We start from the raw sequence: 21,022 nt of genomic DNA, 5'->3' as shown, positions 1-21,022 counted from the left end.
CAGTGAAACGCCTCCGCGCCGATGATAGTGCGGGTTCCCGTGTGAAAGTAGGTCATCGTCAGGCTCTTACATCCAGCCACCGAAGCCCCCAGTTAGAGAAATCTAACTGGGGGCTTCGGCTTTGGGGTCGCAACTCCAGCGCCAAAGTGTGCAAGTGGGGTTGGGCGGGCCGGGACTGACTCGCTCGCAGTGCGTGCCAAAAAAACAGTCCTCCAAGCGGGAATCGCGGTGCCCGCGCTATGACACAAGTTGAACTGGCTTTTGTCGATAATGCAGATATGACGTTTCTTGCAATCGATGTCGGCAATACGCGGTTGAAGTGGGCCCTATTCGAGGGGGCTCGAGCCGATGTGCGTCCGCTGGCGTACGGTGTCGAATTCCTTGAAAACATAGAGCGATTGGCGGATGTGCACTGGACCCGTCTGCATGAGCCCTGCCATTTCCTAGGTTGCGTAGTTGCGGGCGATGCAGTCAAGCGTCGCGTGGAGGAACAACTGGAAATTTGGGATGTGGCACCCCGATGGGTCGTCGCAAGCATTTCCGAGGCAGGCGTACAGAATGGATATGACCACCCTACGCGACTGGGCGCTGATCGATGGGTGGCGATGATAGGTGCGAGAGCGCGGACTTTGCGCAAACGAGGGCCTTATCCGGTCCTAGTCGTGATGGTTGGCACAGCAGTCACGGTCGATGCGCTGGACGCCGAGGGGCGTTTTCTCGGTGGCCTGATTCTTCCGGGTCACGGGATCATGCTGCGCGCGTTGGAATCGGGTACTGCAGGCCTGCATGTCCCAACTGGGGAGGTGCAACTTTTCCCTACCAATACCAGCGACGCGCTGACCAGTGGCGGCACCTATGCCATCGCAGGGGCAGTCGAGCGCATGTTCCAGCACATGCAGGCGCATTGCGGTTGCGAACCGGAATGCATCATGACGGGGGGTGCGGGTTGGAAGATGGCGCCGAGCATGACCCGAAATTTCGAATTGGTGGACAACCTCATCTTCGACGGTTTGCTGGAGATACAAAGCAGCCGAAGGCCGCTGGATGCCAAGGGCAGCCTCTAGCGTAGCCCTTCCTTTCGTCGAACACGTCATAACCGATGCGATAATGATGAGTTGCGTCGCCGCAGGAAGTGGTGCGCCTGATTGATTGGACGGTCCATGATCCTTGTGACGGGTGGTGCAGGTTTTATCGGAGCCAATTTCGTACTGGATTGGCTTGGCACGGGTGAAGAGCCCGTCATCAACCTTGACAAGTTGACTTACGCAGGCAATCGCGAGACCCTGGCGAGCGTGGAAGGAGACTCTCGCCATGTGTTTGTCCAGGGTGATATTGGTGACAGCATATTGGTGCGCCGGCTTTTGAGCACCCATCGACCGCGTGCAGTGGTTAATTTCGCTGCCGAATCGCACGTGGATCGATCTATTAAGGGGCCGGCGGCATTCGTCGAAACCAATGTGGTCGGCACTTTCCATCTACTGGAGGAGGTCCGTGCCTACTGGGCTGCGTTGTCGGACGATGACCGTGCGGATTTCCGATTCCTCCATGTCTCGACCGACGAGGTCTATGGGACGCTCGGCCCGCATGAACCGGCATTTACAGAGCAGCATCCCTACGAACCCAACAGCCCCTACTCTGCCAGCAAGGCAGCGAGCGATCATCTGGTGCGGGCCTGGCATCACACCTATGGGCTGCCCGTCCTGACGACGAACTGCTCAAACAATTACGGGCCCTTCCACTTTCCCGAGAAACTGATTCCTCTCGTGATCGTCAATGCGCTGGCGGGCAAGCCTTTGCCGATCTATGGCGACGGCATGCAGGTGCGCGACTGGCTCTATGTAAAAGATCACTGCAGTGCCATAAGGCGGGTGTTGGAAAGAGGTACGGTCGGCGAAACCTACAACGTCGGTGGCTGGAACGAGAAGCCGAATATCGAGATCGTGCAGACCATCTGCCGCCTGCTCGACGAACTGAGGCCGCGTTCCGATGGAAAAGCCTACGCCGACCAGATCACCTATGTGCAGGACCGCCCGGGTCATGACCGGCGTTATGCGATCGACGCGCGCAAGCTGGAGCGAGAACTCGGCTGGAAGCCGGCCGAGACGTTCGACACGGGTATCCGTAAGACCGTGGAATGGTACCTGTCCAACGCCGCCTGGGTCGGCAACGTGCAAAGTGGCGCCTACCGGGACTGGATCGCCCATCAATACGACCGTCCCCAGACACCGGAGGTCGCATGAAGGTTCTGCTGTTCGGAAAGAACGGGCAGGTCGGGTGGGAACTGCAGCGCAGCTTGGCGGTGTTGGGCGAGCTTGTCGCGCTGGATATGGACAGTACCGACCTGCATGCGGATTTCTCCCGGCCGGAGGGCCTGCGGGCCACGGTCGAGGCCATTCGTCCGGACGTCATCGTCAATGCTGCGGCGCATACCGCTGTCGACAAGGCCGAAAGCGAGCCTGACCTTGCACGGCGCATCAATGCGGAAGCGCCCGGGGTGCTGGCCCGGGCCGCTGCAGATAGTGGTGCCTTGCTGGTGCACTACTCGACCGACTATGTATTCGATGGCGAAGGCCGTGCCTACCGATCCGAAGATGCGGTCGCCGGTCCATTGAATGTGTATGGGCAAACCAAACTGGCCGGCGAGGACGCGATCCGCGAAACATGTCCGCACCACCTAATCTTCCGCACGAGCTGGGTGTATGGTGCGCGGGGCGGAAATTTCGCCAAGACCATGCTGCGGCTGGCAGGCGAACGTGACAGGCTGACGGTGATCGATGATCAGATCGGAGCACCGACCGGAGCCGATCTTTTGGCCGATATCACCGCGCACGCCGTGTGCACGACCCTGCAGCAGCCGGGAAAAGCAGGTCTCTACCATGCCGTCGCTGCAGGCGAAACGTCGTGGCACGGTTATGCGTCGTTCGTCATCGAGCATGCACGGCGCGCCGGCATGGTCTTGAAGGCGACACAGGTCGACCCCGTCCCCACGACCGCATTCCCGACGCAGGCGCGTCGCCCGCACAACTCCAGGCTCTCTACCGCCAAGCTGCAGAACGCCTTCGGCCTGACCTTGCCTTCCTGGCAATCCGGCGTAGCACGCATGCTGCATGAAATCATTTGGTGACTCGACCCCATTCCACGTGACGATATGACCGCACGCAAAGGCATCATTCTGGCCGGTGGTTCCGGCACCCGGCTGCATCCTGCGACCCTCGCGCTCAGCAAGCAGTTGCTGCCGGTGTACGACAAGCCGATGGTCTACTACCCGCTCAGCACGCTCATGCTCGGTGGCATGCGGGACATTCTCGTCATCAGTACGCCGCAGGATACGCCACGCTTCCAGCAACTGCTCGGGGATGGCAGCCAGTGGGGCATTTCGTTGCAGTATGCGGTGCAGCCCAGCCCGGATGGGCTTGCACAGGCATTCATCATCGGCGAGAAGTTCATCGGCGAAGCACCGACGGCGCTGGTGCTGGGCGACAATATTTTCTACGGGCATGACTTCCAGCACCTGCTGTCAGATGCGGACGCTGAGGATGCCGGTGCGACGGTCTTCGCCTACCACGTCCAGGATCCGGAACGCTATGGTGTTGTGGCCTTCGATGTACAGGGCAAGGCGAGCAGCATCGAGGAAAAGCCGATCCAACCCCGCAGCAGCTATGCGGTGACGGGACTGTATTTCTACGACAAGCAGGTGGTGGAAATCGCCAAGGCGGTCAAGCCGAGCCCGCGGGGCGAACTGGAAATTACGGCGGTCAACCAGGCCTACCTCGACCAGGGCCAGCTGAATGTCCAGATCATGCAGCGTGGCTATGCCTGGCTGGATACCGGGACGCACGACAGCCTGCTGGAAGCAGGACAGTTCATCGCGACCCTCGAACATCGTCAGGGGCTGAAGATCGCCTGCCTCGAGGAGATCGCGTGGCGCAACGGTTTCATCGATGACCAGCAGCTCGAGAAACTAGCGCAGCCTATGCTCAAGAACGGCTATGGCCAGTACTTGGCGCGCCTGCTGCGCGAAAAGGGCCAGCCGTGAACATCGTCGATACCGACCTGCCCGGTGTAGTGATTCTGGAGCCGCGCGTGTTCGGTGACGCCCGTGGCTTCTTTCTGGAAAGCTTCAACCAGCGCCAGTTCGATGGGGCCACGGGCACATCGTACGCATTCGTCCAGGACAACCACAGCCGGTCTGCGCGCGGTGTGCTGCGGGGCCTTCACTACCAGCTCGAGCAGCCACAGGGCAAGCTGGTGCGGGTCGTCCGCGGGGCGGTGTTCGATGTGGCAGTGGATCTGCGGCGTAGTTCGCCGCATTTCGGCCGCTGGACCGGCGTCGAACTGAGTGAAGAGAACGGGCGGCAGCTCTGGGTGCCGCCCGGTTTCGCGCACGGATTCCTCGTGTTGTCGGACAGTGCGGACTTCCTCTACAAGACCACCGACTATTACGCACCCCAGGCGGAGCGCAGTATCCGCTGGGACGATGCGTCGCTCGGCATCGCGTGGCCGCTGGAGCGCCTGCTGGGCGCTGTTCCGAGCCTGTCCGCGAAGGATCAGGCCGGTAGCGACTTCCTCCACGCCGATACCTTCGCCTGACGTGCCGCCACGCCCGCGCGTGCACGTGTTGCTGGCCGTTTTCAACGGCGAGCGATACCTGCAGGCGCAGCTGGATTCATTGGCGGCCCAGCAGGATGTCGAAGTCGTGCTGCATGTGTCGGATGACGGATCGACCGACTGCAGCAGGGCGATCGTCGACGGATTCGCCGGTGGGACCATCCATTGGTTGCCGAGCGGTCCCCGCGCGGGTGCTACGGCCAATTTCCTGCGGCTCCTGGCGCATGCTGCGCTCGTGATGGCGCCGGACGACTGGGTCGCATTCTGCGACCAGGACGACATCTGGCACGAGGACAAGCTCGCAAGGGCGATTGCGTTCCTGGCCGACGAGCCTGCCGAGCTGCCGCTGGCCTATAGCGCGGCGACGCTGCTGGTGAGCGAGGACGACCGGCCGATCGGTCGTTCGCCCGTCATGACGCGGATCTGCAGCTTCGCCAATGCTTTGGTGCAGTGCGTTGCGGGCGCGAACACGCTCGTCCTCAACCGACCGGCTGCGCAGGCCCTGTCGGCTGCCTGCAGCCCGGACGTCTTCAGCCATGACTGGACCTGCTACCAGGTCGTAACCGGGATCGGCGGACGGTACCTGCACGACATCCGGCCCTGTCTGCGCTATCGCCAGCATGCGGCCAACGAAGTGGGGAGCAACCGAGGCATGCGGGCCGCCTGGTCGCGCCTGTGGCAGGTGATGATCGGCGACTACGGCCAATGGAACCGGCGCAACGCTGCCGTGCTGGAAGGCCTGCGGCACCGGCTGACGCCCGACAGCCAGCGACGGTTCGATGCATTCCAACAGGCCCGTCTTGCAGCATGGCCCTGGACGCGACTGGCCGCCCTGGCCCGCAGTGGTGTGTACCGGCAGCGACACTCGCAGACCCTCGTGCTGTTCATTGCCTGCCTTCTAGGCCGGCTCTGATGGTCTCGTTGGTTTTCCTATATGAATACGCTTAGAATCGCGCCCCGAGCCCGGGCCGCCTGACGGCAGGCCTGGCCTGCTCTTGCGATGCGTGGACTTCGTCCGAGCAGTGGCAGCAGCGTCCGACAGGCACGACATGAAGAAATTTCTGCAGAAACATTCGCAGGCCGCATGGCTGTTCGTAGCAGCTTTGCCAAGCGCTGTAGGGGCGCAGACGCAGGTGCCGCCTACGTCTCCGCCAGTACAAGTCGCGCCAGCGCCCGTGTTTGGAATCGAGGAGGCTTTTACCGCCGCATTGGCTTTCGATCCCAAGTTCCGCTCGGCACAGCGCGATTTCGAGGCTAGCCGCGAGTACCGCATCCAAGGACGATCGCTTTTGTTGCCAAGCGTGGCGTTCATAGCGGCACGCGGTCGCAACCTGCTCGACCAACGGTCCCAAGTGCAGACACCGGTCGGTCCCCGGACGGACACCCGGCGATTGCTCTACAACAGCGCCAGCAACGTCCTGCAACTCCGTCAGCCCCTTATCAATTTCGACGCCTTGGCGCGCTATCGCCAAGCAGAGTTGCAATCCCTCTATGGCGAAGTTGTCCTGTCGGCCCGCAGCCAGGACCTGATCCTGAGGTTGTCGGAAGCCTACACAACTGTACTGCTGGCGCAGGACCAAGTTCGGCTTGCCCGAGCCCAGGTCGAGGCGCTCTCGGAGCAGTATGCCGCCAGCGAAAAACTGTTAACCCGGGGCGAGGGGACTCGTACCGACGTGCTGGAAAGCCGATCCGGCCTGCAGCTGGCGCAGGCACAGGTCATCGAAGCCGAGGCAGCGCTCCAGAACGCGATGGCCACGCTTTCAGGCATCGTCGGGCCGTCGATGACGCGCATGCCGACGGTAGACCTTGCAGGCTTCGAGCCGATTGAACTGAAGCTCGCCGAACTCGGCGAATGGGAAGCTGCCGCCCAGCGCCTGAGTGTGGATATTGCGGCACGCCGACTACAAGTAGAAATCGCCAAGCAGGACCTGAAACGCGCGGAAGCCGGTCATCTGCCGCAGCTGGATTTGCAGGCCAGCATCAGCAAGAACTCGTCCGACTCGGTGAATACCGTTCTTTCCGACAACTACCAGCGCTCCATCGGCGTGCAGCTGACCGTGCCGCTTTACCAAGGAGGACTGGTCAGCTCGCAGGTGCGTCAGCAGGTGGCGAACGTGGGCAAGGCCGAAGCCGACCTCGACGACGCGACGCAGAACGTGCTGGTCGAACTGCGCAAGCAGTTCAACATCCTGCAAAGCGGCGCCAAGCGGATCGAAGCACTCGAAAGTGCGGCTGCATCCGCGCAGCTGCAGATCGAGGCGACACGCAAAAGCGTGGCGGGCGGTGTGCGGATCAACCTCGATGTGCTGCGTGCGCAGCAGCAAGCGAGCAGCGTAGCGCGCGACCTGTCGAACGCCCGCTTCACCTATCTGCTTGCATGGCTGCGTCTTCGTTCGAGTACCGGACTGCTGTCGCCGGAAGATCTGGGCGAAGTGGCGGCACAACTGCGGCAGACGACGACTGCCGCTGCAGCCGCTTCGGGCCGGCCGGCGTACTGAACGTGGCGGAGGGTCCAGACGCGCCGCAGGTCGTCGCGATCGTCGTCTCCTATCAGCCCGATCTGTCGCGGCTGGAGATGTTGCTCGAAGCCTTGACGCCGCAGGTGGACGGCATCGTCATCGTCGACAACGGGTCGGCAGTCGATGTGGCCGGCTGGCACCGGGCTTTGGCACCGCGTGGAAATTCACACACCGTGGTAGGGCTCGGCGCCAACCGCGGTATTGCGGCTGCGCAGAACGCAGGCATAGCGTGGGCGCGTGAGCATGCGGCGACCCATGTGCTGCTGATGGATCAGGACAGCATTCCGCCGCCCGGCATGGTGGCGGCGCTGTACGCCGTTCTGCAAGTGCAGACCGACGCGGCGGCGGCCGGGCCGCAGTATGTCGATGCGCGGCAGGGTCGGCCTGCCCCGTTCATCCGTCGAGAAGGACTGCGCCTATTACGCCTGGAGTGCGATGTCGGGTCGGCGCCCGCACGTGCGGACTATCTCATCGCCTCCGGTTGCCTGATTCCGATGCCGGTCATCGACGCGGTAGGGGCGATGCGCGAAGACCTTTTCATCGACTATGTAGACATCGAGTGGGGCTTGCGGGCCCGGGCCCACGGTTGGCAGAGTTACGGCGTCTACACCACGCGGATGCACCACGAACTTGGCGATCCGCCGGTGCGTTTTTTCGGCCGGATGCTGCCGATGCACAGCCCGTTGCGGCATTACTACCACGTGCGCAATGCCGTGTTGCTGTATCGCGAGCGATGGGTGCCGCTGGGTTGGAAACTGGTCGATGGTTGGCGCCTGCTGCTCAAGTTTGGCTTCTACTCACTCGTACCGCCACGGCGCGGGAGCCATTGCCGCATGATGGCACTCGGGCTGTGGCATGGTCTGCGCGGACGTTCCGGCCCTTGGACGAAGCGCTGATCGCGGCGGCCGGTCAGAAGGGGTAAGCGATTCTTGGCGGGTCCGCCAGCAGGAAGCTGTCGTGCTCCATGCACAGGTTGGCGTTGTAATGGGGATCCTCCTGCAGGCGAGCGCCCCATCGTGCGTGCATATGCGCCACCTCGGCATCGAAGCGAGCCTTCTTCGCGGGCGTCGTGTCCAGGCCCCGCGAGGCCGATTCATGGTGGTACAACTCGGCATAAGGCGTCCAGACGTTGCGCAGGCCGTACGCATGGAGCTTCAGGCAGAGATCGACGTCGTTGAAGGCCACGGCGAGGTTCTCGGCATCCAGCCCTCCGACAGCATCGAAGGCACTGCGGCGCAGTACCAGGCAGGCGGCTGTCACGGCTGACAGAGCCTGAGGCAGCAAGGCTCGGTCGCGGTAACCTCCGTCGGTGCGACCCAGCCCCCAGTGGGCATGACCGGCCACCCCACGGAATCCGGTGATCACGCCGCCGTGCTGCAGCCGGTCGTCGGGGTACCAGAGCTTGGCCCCTACGGCGCCAACACCGGGTCGCAACGCAATCGCTACCATTTCATCGAGCCATTCGGGCGTGATCACCTCGATGTCGTTGTTGACCAAGCCGATCAACGAGCCACGCGCGACGTCCACCGCAGCATTGTTCAGGGCGGAATAGTTGAAGGGCCGGTCGTCCCGGATCAGCCGGACCGCGGGATGACGAGCATAGTCGGCGAAGCAGGCAAGGGCCTCGGGATCGTCCGAACCGTTGTCGACCAGCAGGATCTCGTAATGCGGATAGCGCGTTTTCTGCAGAATGCTGTCGATGCACTGCCGCACCAGTGCGGCCTGGTTGCGCGTGGGAATGATCAGACTAACCAGCGGATCCGCAGCCCGCCCCGCGCTCACGCGGAAATGGCCATCAGCCGTCGGTGCCACGGTGGCATGCCAGCCGCTCGCCTGCGCGAAGCGGGACAGAACCACGGCCGTCGCGGTGGGTTCCGGCGGACGGGTCGGTGTCCGATGCAGGAGGATGCGCGGTACATGCAGGATGGCTTCGGCGCGGAGCGAGGCAAGGCACTGGAGCTGCAGATCGAGAAGCGCCACCTGCGGGTCTGACTGCGCCGTGGAGTGCCGGCTGACAAGCGACGAGCGCATCCAGGCCGCTCGGTCGGCGTCGCCTCGTGCAACGAACAGTTCCGGATTCCAGTCGGGCTTGAAATCCGGTGCGCTACGGCGGCCGCGCGCATCGAGACGGTCATCGTCCGCGTAGATGAAACCCACATCGGGTGCATCGCGCAGCGCACGGTCCATATGCCAGATGGCATGCGGCGGTAATTTGTCGCCCGCGCACAGGACGGTCGTCCACTCGCTCCGGCCTGCCGGTAGCAGGGTGTGCCACGGCGCTCCGCGCTCGCCCTTGAGCACCAGCCGCATGTCGCGTCGAGCGACGTCCTCCAACACGGTGCGCAGGGTCTCGTCGGAGGGCGGTACCACATACGCTTCCCAATCCTCCACGAGCTGAGCTTGCAGTGATTTCAGGGTGTGGCGCAACGCCGACGCGTCGGCACCTGTCGTGTCCAGCAGGATCGCCACCAGGGGCGTAGTGCCGTTCCGTGGCGCTGTCGCGGCACGCATGCGTTGAAGGTCAGCGGTGGTCGGCTGATCGTACTTGCGGGTCCATCGTACGTAATTGCGGGCAGCGCCGCGGCGTGCATACCAGAGGGCTCGCAGCCGAGCGTGGACTGCCGAGGGGCCTTCGGCGCGCAACATGCGCCAAGCCGTTCGGGCCTTGCGCAGCAGAAGGCCGAGGGGCCCGGGGGGCGACGAGGATTGGGTCATGCCAAGGTCGGGGATGAGCAGGCCGGCTTACCGGCGGGTGAGGCCGAAGTTGGCAGTCGCCGCGTCCAGCGCCGGATGGTAGGCGGGATCGCGTTCGAGCCAGTCTGCATTCGCTGTTGCCCAATCTTGCAGCGTCGGGTCCGCCTGCATCCGGTCGTGGGTTGGCCAAGCGCTCTGCAGGCTGTCCCGGTAGGCGGCAGATGCGCGCCAGCGTGCCCGCGGCGACCAGATCAGCACTTCCCCCGCACGGCGCAGTGCCAGCGATGCCGCCACCCAGGCGCCCACGCGATGCGTGAGCGCAGGGGGCAGCGTGTCCAGCACCTCGCGCCGCAGCACCACGCAGTCGAATGCCAGCGCCGATACCTCCTGCGCGAGTTGTGCCCGGCCCATGTAGCCCGGGTCGTCCTCGCCGCGGCCACCGTGCATCGACACGGCCAGGGTGCGGGGGTTCAGTACCAGTCCACCATGCAGCATCCGGCCTGTATCGTCGCGCACCGCGCCGCCGGCCGCGCCGGTGCCGGGCCGGGCGGCAAAGCGCGACAGTTCCCGGAGCGACTCGCGGTCGACCGGCTCCAGATCGGCATGCACCAGTGCAACCAGCGTGCCTGCTGCCTGCTGTGCTGCCGAGATCCAGGAGGCGCCGGCTGCTGCGCTATGCAACACCTCGACGATTCCGTGCTCCGGCGCGCGGGACCAGGCCGGTGCCTGCGCATTCGCCGGCACCGGGCCGGCGTGCAGCACCACCAGTGTCACCCGGTCGCAAGCCGCCACATCGGCCGGGCGATAGCGGTAGTTCGACGACGGCAGCATCTCGATGTCGCCGCCCATGCCGGTGCGCAACAGGTGTTCTTCCAGCGCCTGCTGCGCGGCCGTCATGGCGTAGGGCTTCGCATCGGTCGCGACGGCCGTACTGCCCGGAATGGCACGCCAGTGATAGAGGATGCGCGGAATGTGCAGGATGTCGGTGGCAGAGATGCGCTCGATGCAGCGCAGCGCCAGGTCGTAATCCTGCGAGCCCTCGAGGCCTTTGCGGAAGCCGCCGACCTCGCGCATCAGGGCGGTGCGATAGACCCCCAGGTGGCTGATCATGTTGTGGCCCATGAACAGCGTGTGGTTCCAGTCCGGCTTGAAGTACGCGCCGAAACGGGTGCCTTGCAGGTCGAGCTTGTCTTCGTCGCTGTAGAGGATCTGGGCGGTTGGATGCCGGTTGACCGCCTCCACCACCCAGTACAGGGCATCGGGCGGCAGCAGATCGTCGTTGTCCATCAGCGCGACGAACTCGCCCGTCGCGAGTGCCAGCGCCGAATTCGATGCGGCGGAGATGTGGCCGTTGGCCTCGCGTCGCACGATGCGGATGCGCGGGTCTTCGGCCGCCAGGGTCTGCAGCGTGGCCCAGACCTGCGGATCGGGGGAGGCGTCGTCGGCCAGGCAGAGTTCCCAGTGCGGGTAGACCTGCGCCTGCACCGATGCGATCGCCTCGCGCAGCAGGTCCAGCGGCGGGTTGTAGACCGGCATCACCACCGAAATCAGCGGGCGCTCGGTCCAGCCCCCCATAGAGGCGCGCAGTGCTTCCAGCGATTCTGGCGTGTGCGTGTCGTGCTCGGCGACCCAGGTGCCGTAGTCCATACCCGGGTCGTACAGCGCAGCCTGCACCGCGGTCGCTACAGGGCCGGCGGCCCCGTCCACGGCGTCTGGGTGCGCATCGTTTCGGGTGAATGCGCGTTTGCCGGACCGCAGCCAGTCCGATACCGCGCGGACGGGGCGGGTGAGCTTCCAACTGCGGCTGGCGTGGACGGCTTGCAGTTCTGCAGTGCGAGACTCCACCGCATACAGCGCATTGAGCGTCGCGGTGCGCTGCTCCTGTGCCTCATGCCGTGCCTGGGCAGCGTCTGACTGGGCGCGGGTCGCGACCTCCTGAGCCTGCGATACCAGCCGCTGCGCTTCTGCGTGCAGTTCCTGCGCACGCTTGGCAATCGCTTCAGAATTCTCCAGGCGCGTGTGCAGCAACGCGATCGCTTCCTCCTGCTGGGATGTGTGGGTGCGGCTTTGCAGCAGCGCCTCTTCCAGGTCCGGGAAAGCCCAGACCCGCTCCATCACCGACGCCTTCTCGTCGTCGCGCCAGACCGACTCCCACTTCTGATAGATCGCGGCGGTCGCGGCGCCCTGCGGGCCCGCATCCTCGTGCACACCCGAACTGGCATGGATCCGGTAGCAGGCGCTGACGCCCGGCAGGTGGACCGGCGTGGTGCGGCGACCGAGCTGCAGCCAGAAATCCCAGTCTTCGTAACGATCCAGCGTTTCATCGAACCGGCATCCTTCGCGGACCAGGGCGGATTCGAACAGCACCGCGTGGATCGGCATCAGGTTGCCGGCGAGCTGTCGGGTCGCATCGAATGGCAGGTCGAGCGCCTGACCCTGCGGGCGGTCGTCCTGGTCGATCAAGGCGACACCGGTGTAGGCTGCACGGCTGGCCGGTACCCGGCGCAGGACGTCGGCCAAGCGCGCGACATGGCCTGGCATCAGCCAGTCGTCGTCGTCGAGGAACATCAGCCATTCGCCACGGGCGGCATCGAGCGCACGATTGGCAGCCGCACTGCGGGCGTATGGGACGCCGTCGGCAAGCAGTCGCACCGCACAGGGGCCCCAGAAGGCCGGAAGTGGCGCATGGTCGGCGCAGGCTGCCAGCACCACGATCTCGATGCGGGGATAGGTCTGCAGCGCGACCGAGTCGAGCGCGGCGGCGAGCGAGGGTCGGTCCATGCTGCGGATCAGCACCGACACGAGCGGTTGCGTCGTGGCGTCCGCCGGCGCGGAAAGCCCGGGCGACACCTGGGCCAGCGACCGCGCGACCTGGCCGGCTGCGATTTCCGCACCATCCACCAGCCAGAACGCCTCCGCTGCTACGACACCTGCCGGCAGCGTGTAGGTCCGATAGGTGTTGAGCGCAGCGATATGGCCGACATAGTCCTGGTGCACCTGTTGCGAGGCGAAGCAGCGCATCGCCCGCTTCTTTAGCGCGACGACCGTGGTGATATCCACCAGCCGGTTCGGCCGCAGCGGCGAGCCGACTTCGTAGAACGCCAGACGGGTGCCTCCGCCCGCACGCCGCACCGCTTCCAGTGCCAGCAGCGTCGTCTGGCGATGGTCCGGGTGAATCTCGGAAGGCGAGGGCGCGTAGACGAGGTCTACACCGTCGGACTGCATCCGTTCGACGATGCGCTGCACCAGCGACTCGCTGTAGAGGAGTCCGCGGTCGGGCAGGTTCCAGAAGTCCGGCGGCGCGGTACCCAGCAGGCGTGCCGCAGCCGTGGACTCGGTCGCGCGCACGACCGCATCTCCATGCTCGCCGCCGCCGGTCAGCACCATGCTGGTCACCCGTACGCCGGCCTGCGCGTGCAGCGCCAAGGCACCGCCGCAGCCGAACACCTCGTCGTCGGGATGCGGTGCCAGCACCAGCACGGCATGCGCGGGCGGCACCGGGCTCGGCGTGTAGGGAATCAGGTCCTGTTCCATGGCGGGCTCGGTTTTGTCGGGAGGAAGGGTGTCAGTGATAGCGCAGCAGCAGGGCTGCGACCAGGGACCACAGTGCAACAGTGGCGAATGCCAGCAGCAGCGGTGTGGACCGCCACCACGGCGACCAGGTGCGCGGTGCGGCAGTACCGGACAGCGCGGCGGCGGCGGTCATGGCCGGGACCAGAAAGTAGCGGCCCTGTACGCCCTGGATAGTGGCTGCAGGATGGGCGTTCCAGGTCACCAGCAGCGCGAAGAACACCAATGCGACCGATCCCACTGATGCGAGCAGCAGCATGGCCCGGGCGCCGGCGTCCTGCCGTAGCGTCACCACCGACAGCGATGCGACTGCACAGGCGCCCAGGCCGGCCCAGAGCCAGGTATAGGCACGAGGTGCCAGCAATGTGTCGAGCCAGCCCAGCTTGCCGATGAAGCTCTGCAGATAGAACTCCCGGATGCCCGGGTCGGTCACGGTGCGCCAGATGACCTGCACGAATTCCCAGGGAGCCCGCAGGTAATGGCCGACCAGGAAGGTGGTCGAATGCTCACGCGCGATACGCGTATCGACCGTGGTGCGCAGGGTGAACAGCACCCAGCCCACGCAAGCCATAAGTAGCAGTGCTGCCAATGCACATTCGCGCCAGGAGCGCCGTCGCCATGCCAGATAAAAGGGGAGTGCCAGCAACGGCAGCACGTGGATGCGGCTGGTGCACAGCAGCAGCAGCGCCACGGCAAGTCCCCAGGCCGGTGATGCCGTTCGGCCTGCGGGGTGCTCCACTGCTCGCAGGAAAAGCGCCAGTGTCAGTACCGCCAATGCGGATGCGAGCCCGTCGAGCGTCGGGCTCACCGCCTGGAACACGGTCATCGGCAGCAACATCAGCGCCCAGGTCAGCACGTTGGGATTCAAGACCCGACAGGCGGCGGCCAGCAGGCCGAGCGTCGCGGCCAGCGCCATGAGGCGTGCCAGACGGTAGGAATTCAGCACGCTCAGGTCGAGGCGATCGCCCACCCAGAGCGCGAGGGCCTGCGGGAGGTACACCACGGGCAGGTAGTAGCCTGTGCCGGCGATCGGTGTGAAGAACAGTTCCTGTCGGTCCCAGCGCAACGCTTCCACATCGGCCCGAGCCTCGGGCGTCATGCGGGCACGGGGGTCCTCGATCATCGGAACGTGGGCGATCTGGAAGCGGATCAGCCCTTTGTCGAAATATCCGCCGGAGTCGCTGCCGTCCTTGCGTTCCAGCAGCCAGCGGCCGTCGGCGATCAAAGCCGCGCGGCCCAGGTGCGCATTCTCGTCGGGCGACTGGAAAGGCGGAATCAGCCACGCAATACCGCAGCCGCCCAGGAACACCGCGATCCAGAGAATCCAGGCGCCGAGCCGTCCGCCGTCGTGCGGCGCCATCGATGCATTGCGCCGCATGTCACTTGACTCCGACCGACACCCAGACGCCCGCCAGGATCAGCGCGGCACCGGCCATGTTCTGCCAGCGCAGCGGCTCGCCGAGCCACCACCAGCCGAGCAGCGGCACGAAGACGAAGGCCAGCGCCACGAACGGATAGGCCAGGTTGAGCGGCAACTGCCGCAGCAGCGCGATCCAGGTGATGGTCGCCAGACCGTAGACCACCAGCGAAACCCACAGCCAGCCGTTGAAGAGCGTCGCCTGCAGCAGCGTGACGCCGTCGGACATAGCGCGCGCGGCCAGCTTGAACAGGATCTGGCCGACTGCCAGCGACAGCACGGTCAGCACCGTGAAGAGGAGTTGGGTGAGCGACAAGAAACGGTTCCCGTATGCCGGCGGCCCGGCGCTGCGCGCCGGACTCAGTCCGGAAAGTCGTTGTGGATCGGCCGTTGCGGCTGGTTGGCCACGTCGAAGGACACGAAGGCCAGCAGCAGCTGAACGCCGAACATCACCGACAGCGCGGCCAGCATGATCGTGCCGAGCGGCGTCGGCACATTCAGCGATGCGCTGTGGATCCAGTGGTACAGGCCGAACGGGATACCGAAGGCCAGCAGCAGCATGCCGAACACCAGTTCGAGCGACGCGACGGTCATGTCGCGCAGGAAATAGTTGTAGAAGAGCCGCTTGGCCAGGTTGCGCGCGTGCTTGACGGTGAATTCACCCAGCACCTGGCCGATCCGCAGGTTGCTCGTTTCGTCGCCGTAGTGCGCATCCATCGGCACGTCCACCGCCACTGCGCGGCCGATGTTGAGCCGGAACAGCATGTCGGTCTCGAAGAAATAGCGGCGGCTGACCTTGGAGAAGTCGATGCGCTTGGCGACCTTCGCATGGATGGCGGTGTAGCCGTTGGTCGGATCGAACAGGTGCCAGTAGCCGGTCGAGAGCTTGGCCATGAACGACAGCCCGGCATTGCCGATCAAGCGCAGCGTCGGCATCTGCCGGATGTGCGTCAAGTCGTAGAAGCGGTTGCCCTTGGTGTAGTCAGCCTGCCCGGCAAGGATCGGGCCGATGAACAGCGGGATCAGCTCGGGCTTCATCTGGCCGTCGCCGTCGACCTTCACGATCACGTCCATGCCCTCGTCGATCGCCGCCTGGTAGCCGGTCATCACCGCGCCGCCCACGCCCTGGTTCTCGGCATGGCGGATCACCTTCACCCGTGCATCGGTGCAGTGCGCCTCCACGAAGTCGCCGGAGCCGTCGGGGCAGCGGTCGTCCACGACGTAGATGCGTGCCACCTCGTCGCCGATGCGCGCGAGCACGTTGAGGATATGGTCCTTGACACGGTAGGACGGGATGACGACGGCGACACGGTTCTGCACAGCGCGGGATTGTACTGATCGTGTCAGGTGGCTCCGGACGCGCGCCACGGGCCCTGTCGCTATGATTTCCGGCCCATGAGCCGTCGCCAGCAACTCCTCGCCCGCATCGATCCCACCCACTTGCGGGGGCTCGAGATCGGTGCCCTATGCAACCCGGTGGTACGCTCGGGCGACGGCGACGTGCGCTATGCCGACCATCTCGACACGCCGGCGCTGCGCGCCAAGTACGCGCAGGACCCGAACGTGCGGCCGGACGAGATCGTGCCGGTGCGCTACGTGTTGGGTGCAGGCGGGCTGCCTGCGGCGGTCGGCAACGACCGTTTCGATTACCTCGTCGCCTCGCACGTCATCGAACACGTGCCCGATGTCGTCGGCTTTCTGAAGCAGGCGGCGTCGATCCTCGCCCCCGACGGCATCGTGTCGCTCGCAGTGCCGGACAAGCGCTACACCTTCGACTGCAAACGCGAAACCACGCCGGTGTCCGCTTTCCTGGAAGCACACCTCGAAGGCTACGAGCGCCCGTCGGTCCGGCAAGTGATCGACCATTTCCTGGAGCAGGCCGACGTGCCGGGCACGGTGACCGAGGAACGGCTCTGGCGGGGCGATGTCGGCTGGGACGCGGTGCCCTACGTCAACCGTACCACGGTCACCGGACTCGGCGAGGCAGGACTGCGCCAGTACCTGCAGGCGATCCGCGACGGCCAGTACATTGATGCGCACTGCTCGGTCTTCACGCCGCACTCGTTCATCCGGCTGCTGGAGGCGCTGGCGCAATTGGGCATGCTCGATTTCGCCGTCGCCCATTTTGCGGAGACGCCGCCCGGCGGCATGGAATTCTTCGTGACGTTGCAGAAGCTGCCGGCCGATGCGTCGGCCGCGCAGCGCCGCAGTGCGATCCTGGCCAGCCTGCCGACGGTGGCACCGCCGCTGCTCGACGGCGAGATCGCGCGGCTGCAACAGCAGCCGCGCTGAGCCTGCGTCAGGCGCCGGCGCCCGGCACCGCGTCGGCGTCTGCCGTGTTCCAGCGGCTCGGCAGGTGCACCACGCCCAGCTCGCGGCCCTGCTGGCGGACCTTGACCTCGGCCGCACGGTCGGCGAAGTCGTAGATGTGGATGCCGCGCTCGTCCATCAGGTAGACCGCCACGGCGTAGTTGCCGCCGAGCAGCGGCACGCGCGGAAAGGTCAGCACCGCCGCGCCGCGGCCTGCCGCGTCGCGCTCGATGGCCGCCCCCTGGTCTGCCGACAGCGATGAATTCACGATCGTGCCGGTCGCCGTCACGAAGCCGACCGCCAGCGACGGCGCCGGCAGCGACGGATTGGAGTTGAACCGCACCTGCACGCTCACGTCGCTTTCGCCCGAGCGTGCCTCGGTCTGCCGTCCCCAGTCCGCACCGTCGGCCGACACCAGCACGCTGGTCAGGTGAGCGCTGCGGTTGGGGTCGGCCGCCTGGGCGTCGGCGGGCAGGCCGGTGACCTGGGCGGTCGCGCTTTCGGCCGGGGTGCCGAGGTAGTCGGTATAGGCGCTGATCACCTCGCCCGGGTCGCCCATCATCCGCGCCCGGCCGCCGTCGAGCCAGAGCACCCGGTTGCACACCGACTCCACTTGGAACAGCGTGTGCGAGCAGAACAGGATCGTCTTGCCCTCGTCCTTGAACTTCATGATCCGGTCGAAGGACTTCTTGGCGAAGGCGCCGTCTCCCACCGCCAGGGCTTCGTCGATGATCAGGATCTCGGGGTCGACGTGCACCGCCACCGCGAACGCAAGCCGCACTGCCATGCCCGAGGAATAGGTCTTGACCGGCTGTTCCAGGTGGGCGCCGATATCGGCAAAGGCGACGATCGAATCGAATGCGGCCGCGATCTCCGACGGGGTCAAGCCCAGCACGGCGGCGTTCAGATGCACGTTCTCGCGCCCGGTGAATTCAGGATTGAATCCGGCCCCCAGTTCCAACAGTGCTGCGACCCGGCCGCGCACCGCGACGTTGCCGGTAGTGGGGGCCACCGTGCCGCAGACCAGCTGCAGCAGCGTCGACTTGCCCGCCCCGTTGCGGCCGACGATGCCGAACACCTCGCCCTTGCCGATCGACAGCGACACATCCCGCAGCGCCCAGAAATCCTTGCCGCGCTTGCGCCAGCGGCCGGCCACCAGGTCGAGCATCCGGTCCTGCGGCCGGTCGTACATCGCATAGCACTTGCCGACGCCCGAGAGTTCGATCGCAGGGGGCGCGTTGGTGGGCAGCGTGGGAAGGGAGGACGACATCGTTAGCACCGGAAAAAAAGGGATGCGCGGAGGCTAGAGCACATCGGCGAAGCCCTTGCGCGTGGCCTGGAACCACGCCCAGCCGAGTGCCGCCACCGCCAGGCCGGCCGCCAGGTAGGCCGCCAGGGCGCCGGGTTGCGGCAGCACGCCGTCGAGCACCGCCGCGCGGATCGACTCGATCGGCCAGGTCAGCGGATTGAGGTGCAGCCAGGCCCGGAAACGCTCGGGCACCGCGCTCACCGGATAGAGCACCGGGCTCAGGAACATCAGCATCGTCATGCCCATGCCGACCACCTGGGCGGTGTCGCGCACGTACACGCCGAGGGCGGCCAGGAACCAGATCGCGCCGAGCAGCATCGGCAGCGTCGCCACCACGACCAGCGGCGCGGCGAGTGCCGCCCACTGCAGCTGGCCGAGGAAGGCCGCCACCGCGCACAGCACCGCGAAGTTCACCGCCAGCGACACCAGCCCGCCGCCCACCGCGACCCAGGCCAGGATTTCGAGCGGGAAGACGGTCTTCTTGACCAGGTTGGGCTGGTCCACGATCAGCTTGGGCGCCCGCAGGATCACCTCGGAGAAGAAGCCGAAGGCGATCAGGCCGCTGTAGAGCCGCAGGGTGAAGTCGCCGCCGGTGGACGCTGCGGCCCAGCGCGCGCCCATGATCTGGCCGAAGACGAAGGTGTAGATCAGCAGCGTGAGCAGCGGCGTGGCGACCAGCCAGACCCAGCCGAGCATCGATCCGCGGTGGCGCATCGCGACATCGCGCTGCACGAATTGGGAGACCAGGTTGAACCGGTCCAGCGGCAGGCAGGCTGCCAGAAAGTCGCGAAGGAACATCGGTGGTGGATGGGGGCAAAGGGCGCGCATGCAGGCGCTGCGGCAGGACGGAGCCTGCTCCGGGCGGGCGCATCCGCGGCCGCCGGCAAAGCCCGCGATTGTAGGTGCCGGCCCGCTAGCGCTCGAAATACAGCCAGCGCGGCACGTCGCCGTAGCGGCGGTCGCGCACCAGCGCCGCGTACCAGCCGGGCTCCAGCAGCGCCCATTCGTCGGCGTCGAAGCCGCGGGCCTGGCCGGCCGGACGGCACATCGCCGGCCAGAGCAGCGGCGACGGGCTGACCGCGACGATCTCCAGGCCCTCGGTGCGGGCGGCGAAGCCGGCCAGGCCGCCGTCGGCCGGCAGCACCGCGTCGAACCAGCGCACCAGCGTGAGCGGCTTGGCCAGCAGGCCCAGCCAGCGCAGCCGGCCGGTCCAGCGCAGGAAGCGCGGGAAGTGCTTGCGGAAGTAGATCTGCTGGGCCGTATCCATCAGGCCGGCCTTGAACGGCTTGTGGCGGTATTCGTGCACCGCGGCGGCCGCCGGCACCATCGCCAGGCCGTGGCCCGCGGCGCAGAGCCGCAGCGACAGATCGGCGTCCTCGAAGAACATGAAGTAGTCCGGGTCGAACAGCCCGCCGGCCGCCTCGACCGCGCTTCGGCGCAGCAGCAGCACCGCGCCGGCCACGAAGTCCACCGCGAACGGTCGGCCACCGGCCATGCGCCGCTGCGTTTCGGCAATCTGCCGCTCGGCCTGCCGGCGCGCGCGCGGGCGCGAGCGGGTCAGCAGCGGCTGCGCGAGCGATGCGCGCGGCGTCTGCGGCTCGGCCGGCGGCATCACGAAGCTGCGGGCGTCGTTCCAGTAGATCGCCGGCGACACCCCGCCCAGCGCCGGGTCGTCCTGCAGCGCCCGGGCGAGGGTGAGCAGATCCGCCTGCGCCATGCGCGCATCGGGATTAAGCAGCAGGAAGAACGGGGCGGTGGACTGCGCGAAGGCCAGGTTGCAGCCGCGGCCGAAGCCCAGGTTGCCCGGCGCCGCCAGCACCCGCGCGTCGGGCTGACCCGCGGCGATCGCCTGCAGCGCCGCGGCCTGCGCAGCGTCCTCGCTGTTGTCCACCAGCCAGACGGTGCCGCGGGTCCAGGCGCCGAGCGCCTGCAGCGCGACGGCCACGTCGTCGGCGCCGCGGTAGTTGACGATCGCGATGTCGATCGCCGGGGTCGGTTCAGATTGCGCCACGGATGACAATTTCAGATGCTTTTCTGGCACCAGCGCCCGCGGAATGAGCGCCGGTAGCTATCGAAATAATAGTAATGGCTCAGGGCGGCACCGGCCGGCCCTCGACCAGTGCCAGGAAGCGATCCACGTCGCCGGGCCGGGCGATGTCGAAACAGGGCGTGCTGACCGGCAGCCGCGCAGCCCATTTGCGCTCGAAGGCCCGGGCGCTGGCCAGGACCCGGGCGACGGTGGAGGGCTTGAACGGCGGCAGCTTCGGCGTGGACGACCAGTGCTCGCAGTAGGCGTCGACCACCGCCGCCTGCAGCCCGCGGGCCTGCGCCTGCAGGACCACGTCGGTGGCGTAGAAGTCGTAGCCCAGGTCCGGGTCGAGCCGCAGGCCGCTGTCGGTGCGCACCGCGAACAGCAGCTCGTCGAGGCTGTCGGCCGGGCAGGGCAGCGTCGTCGGTTCGCGCAACACTTCGCCGCGGTCCAGCAGATGGCCGGCGCGCCGGGCGCCGGGATTCGCGCCCTCCAGTCCGTAGACCCCCGCGACCGCCAGCCGGGGAAAGCGCTGCTCGGCCTCGGCCAGCGCGGCCAGGAAGCGC

Annotated in this window: 18 protein-coding genes; 9 read left to right on the top strand and 9 right to left on the bottom strand. The window is 66.1% G+C overall.

All coding sequences use genetic code 11. From position 1 onward, the window contains the following. Positions 1–278: 278 nt before the first annotated feature. The 8 genes from QZ500_RS01560 (at position 279) to QZ500_RS01525 (ending at position 8,023) form a co-directional block, all read left to right on the top strand. Positions 279–1,064: a type III pantothenate kinase gene (locus QZ500_RS01560; protein WP_295849953.1), complete on the top strand. Its 786-nt coding sequence runs from the start codon at positions 279–281 to the stop codon at positions 1,062–1,064. Positions 1,065–1,160: 96 nt separating this feature from the next. Continuing rightward, positions 1,161–2,240 (top strand): dTDP-glucose 4,6-dehydratase, encoded by a 1,080-nt coding sequence (gene rfbB, locus QZ500_RS01555; protein WP_295849951.1) that lies wholly within the window; start codon positions 1,161–1,163, stop codon positions 2,238–2,240. Continuing rightward, a complete protein-coding gene (gene rfbD / locus QZ500_RS01550; protein ID WP_295849949.1) occupies positions 2,237–3,124 on the top strand; it encodes a dTDP-4-dehydrorhamnose reductase in 888 nt (295 codons plus the stop codon). Before rfbB ends, rfbD begins: the two co-directional genes overlap by 4 nt. Positions 3,125–3,148: 24 nt before the next feature. Continuing rightward, entirely contained in the window at positions 3,149–4,036 is an 888-nt protein-coding gene (rfbA, locus tag QZ500_RS01545; RefSeq protein ID WP_295849947.1) for a glucose-1-phosphate thymidylyltransferase RfbA, read from the top strand. Next, positions 4,033–4,590 carry a dTDP-4-dehydrorhamnose 3,5-epimerase gene (gene rfbC, locus QZ500_RS01540; RefSeq protein ID WP_295849946.1) on the top strand — a complete coding sequence of 186 codons (558 nt, stop codon included), beginning with the start codon at positions 4,033–4,035 and terminating at the stop codon, positions 4,588–4,590. Before rfbA ends, rfbC begins: the two co-directional genes overlap by 4 nt. Before the next feature lie 19 nt (positions 4,591–4,609). Next, a complete protein-coding gene (locus QZ500_RS01535; protein ID WP_295849944.1) occupies positions 4,610–5,521 on the top strand; it encodes a glycosyltransferase in 912 nt (303 codons plus the stop codon). A gap of 136 nt (positions 5,522–5,657) precedes the next feature. Further along, positions 5,658–7,106 carry a TolC family outer membrane protein gene (locus QZ500_RS01530; RefSeq protein ID WP_295849943.1) on the top strand — a complete coding sequence of 483 codons (1,449 nt, stop codon included), beginning with the start codon at positions 5,658–5,660 and terminating at the stop codon, positions 7,104–7,106. A 2-nt stretch (positions 7,107–7,108) separates the two neighbouring features. After that, the gene (locus QZ500_RS01525; protein WP_295849941.1) at positions 7,109–8,023 is read left to right on the top strand and encodes a glycosyltransferase family 2 protein; all 915 of its coding nucleotides are present in this window, start codon (positions 7,109–7,111) and stop codon (positions 8,021–8,023) included. Between the two features lie 13 nt (positions 8,024–8,036). On the opposite strand, the gene QZ500_RS01520 is transcribed toward QZ500_RS01525, so the two are convergent. The 5 genes from QZ500_RS01520 to QZ500_RS01495 all read right to left on the bottom strand — a co-directional run bounded on the left by QZ500_RS01520 (position 8,037) and on the right by QZ500_RS01495 (position 16,128). Next, positions 8,037–9,596: a glycosyltransferase family 2 protein gene (locus QZ500_RS01520; RefSeq protein WP_295849938.1), complete on the bottom strand. Its 1,560-nt coding sequence runs from the start codon at positions 9,594–9,596 to the stop codon at positions 8,037–8,039. A 273-nt stretch (positions 9,597–9,869) separates the two neighbouring features. Then, positions 9,870–13,355: a glycosyltransferase gene (locus tag QZ500_RS19525; RefSeq protein WP_366762367.1), complete on the bottom strand. Its 3,486-nt coding sequence runs from the start codon at positions 13,353–13,355 to the stop codon at positions 9,870–9,872. Positions 13,356–13,386: 31 nt separating this feature from the next. Continuing rightward, positions 13,387–14,751 carry a DUF2142 domain-containing protein gene (locus QZ500_RS01505; protein WP_295849936.1) on the bottom strand — a complete coding sequence of 455 codons (1,365 nt, stop codon included), beginning with the start codon at positions 14,749–14,751 and terminating at the stop codon, positions 13,387–13,389. A 19-nt stretch (positions 14,752–14,770) separates the two neighbouring features. Then, positions 14,771–15,124, bottom strand: a complete 354-nt coding sequence (locus QZ500_RS01500; RefSeq protein ID WP_295849934.1) for an EamA family transporter — start codon at positions 15,122–15,124, stop codon at positions 14,771–14,773. A gap of 44 nt (positions 15,125–15,168) precedes the next feature. Then, complete coding sequence (locus tag QZ500_RS01495) at positions 15,169–16,128, bottom strand: glycosyltransferase family 2 protein (protein WP_295849932.1); 960 nt, start codon at positions 16,126–16,128, stop codon at positions 15,169–15,171. Between the two features lie 75 nt (positions 16,129–16,203). On the opposite strand from QZ500_RS01495, the gene QZ500_RS01490 reads away from it, so the two are divergent. Beyond that, positions 16,204–17,100: a methyltransferase domain-containing protein gene (locus tag QZ500_RS01490; protein ID WP_295849930.1), complete on the top strand. Its 897-nt coding sequence runs from the start codon at positions 16,204–16,206 to the stop codon at positions 17,098–17,100. Between the two features lie 7 nt (positions 17,101–17,107). On the opposite strand, the gene QZ500_RS01485 is transcribed toward QZ500_RS01490, so the two are convergent. The 4 genes from QZ500_RS01485 to QZ500_RS01470 form a co-directional block, all read right to left on the bottom strand. Beyond that, on the bottom strand, positions 17,108–18,388 hold the full coding sequence (locus QZ500_RS01485) for an ABC transporter ATP-binding protein (protein ID WP_295849926.1): 1,281 nt from the start codon (positions 18,386–18,388) through the stop codon (positions 17,108–17,110). A 33-nt stretch (positions 18,389–18,421) separates the two neighbouring features. Continuing rightward, positions 18,422–19,225 carry an ABC transporter permease gene (locus tag QZ500_RS01480; protein ID WP_295849924.1) on the bottom strand — a complete coding sequence of 268 codons (804 nt, stop codon included), beginning with the start codon at positions 19,223–19,225 and terminating at the stop codon, positions 18,422–18,424. Positions 19,226–19,340: 115 nt separating this feature from the next. Beyond that, positions 19,341–20,438 (bottom strand): glycosyltransferase family 2 protein, encoded by a 1,098-nt coding sequence (locus QZ500_RS01475; protein ID WP_295849923.1) that lies wholly within the window; start codon positions 20,436–20,438, stop codon positions 19,341–19,343. 79 nt (positions 20,439–20,517) lie between these two features. Continuing rightward, positions 20,518–21,022, bottom strand: a 505-nt coding sequence (locus QZ500_RS01470; protein WP_295849921.1) for a hypothetical protein, incomplete at its 5' end; no start/stop codon positions are given.

This window comes from uncultured Xylophilus sp. (assembly GCA_913776965.1).
Classification (GTDB): Bacteria; Pseudomonadota; Gammaproteobacteria; order Burkholderiales; family Burkholderiaceae_C; genus Xylophilus.
The sequence above is the reverse complement of the archived record's forward strand: the minus strand, read 5'-3'. Positions and strand labels throughout refer to the sequence as shown.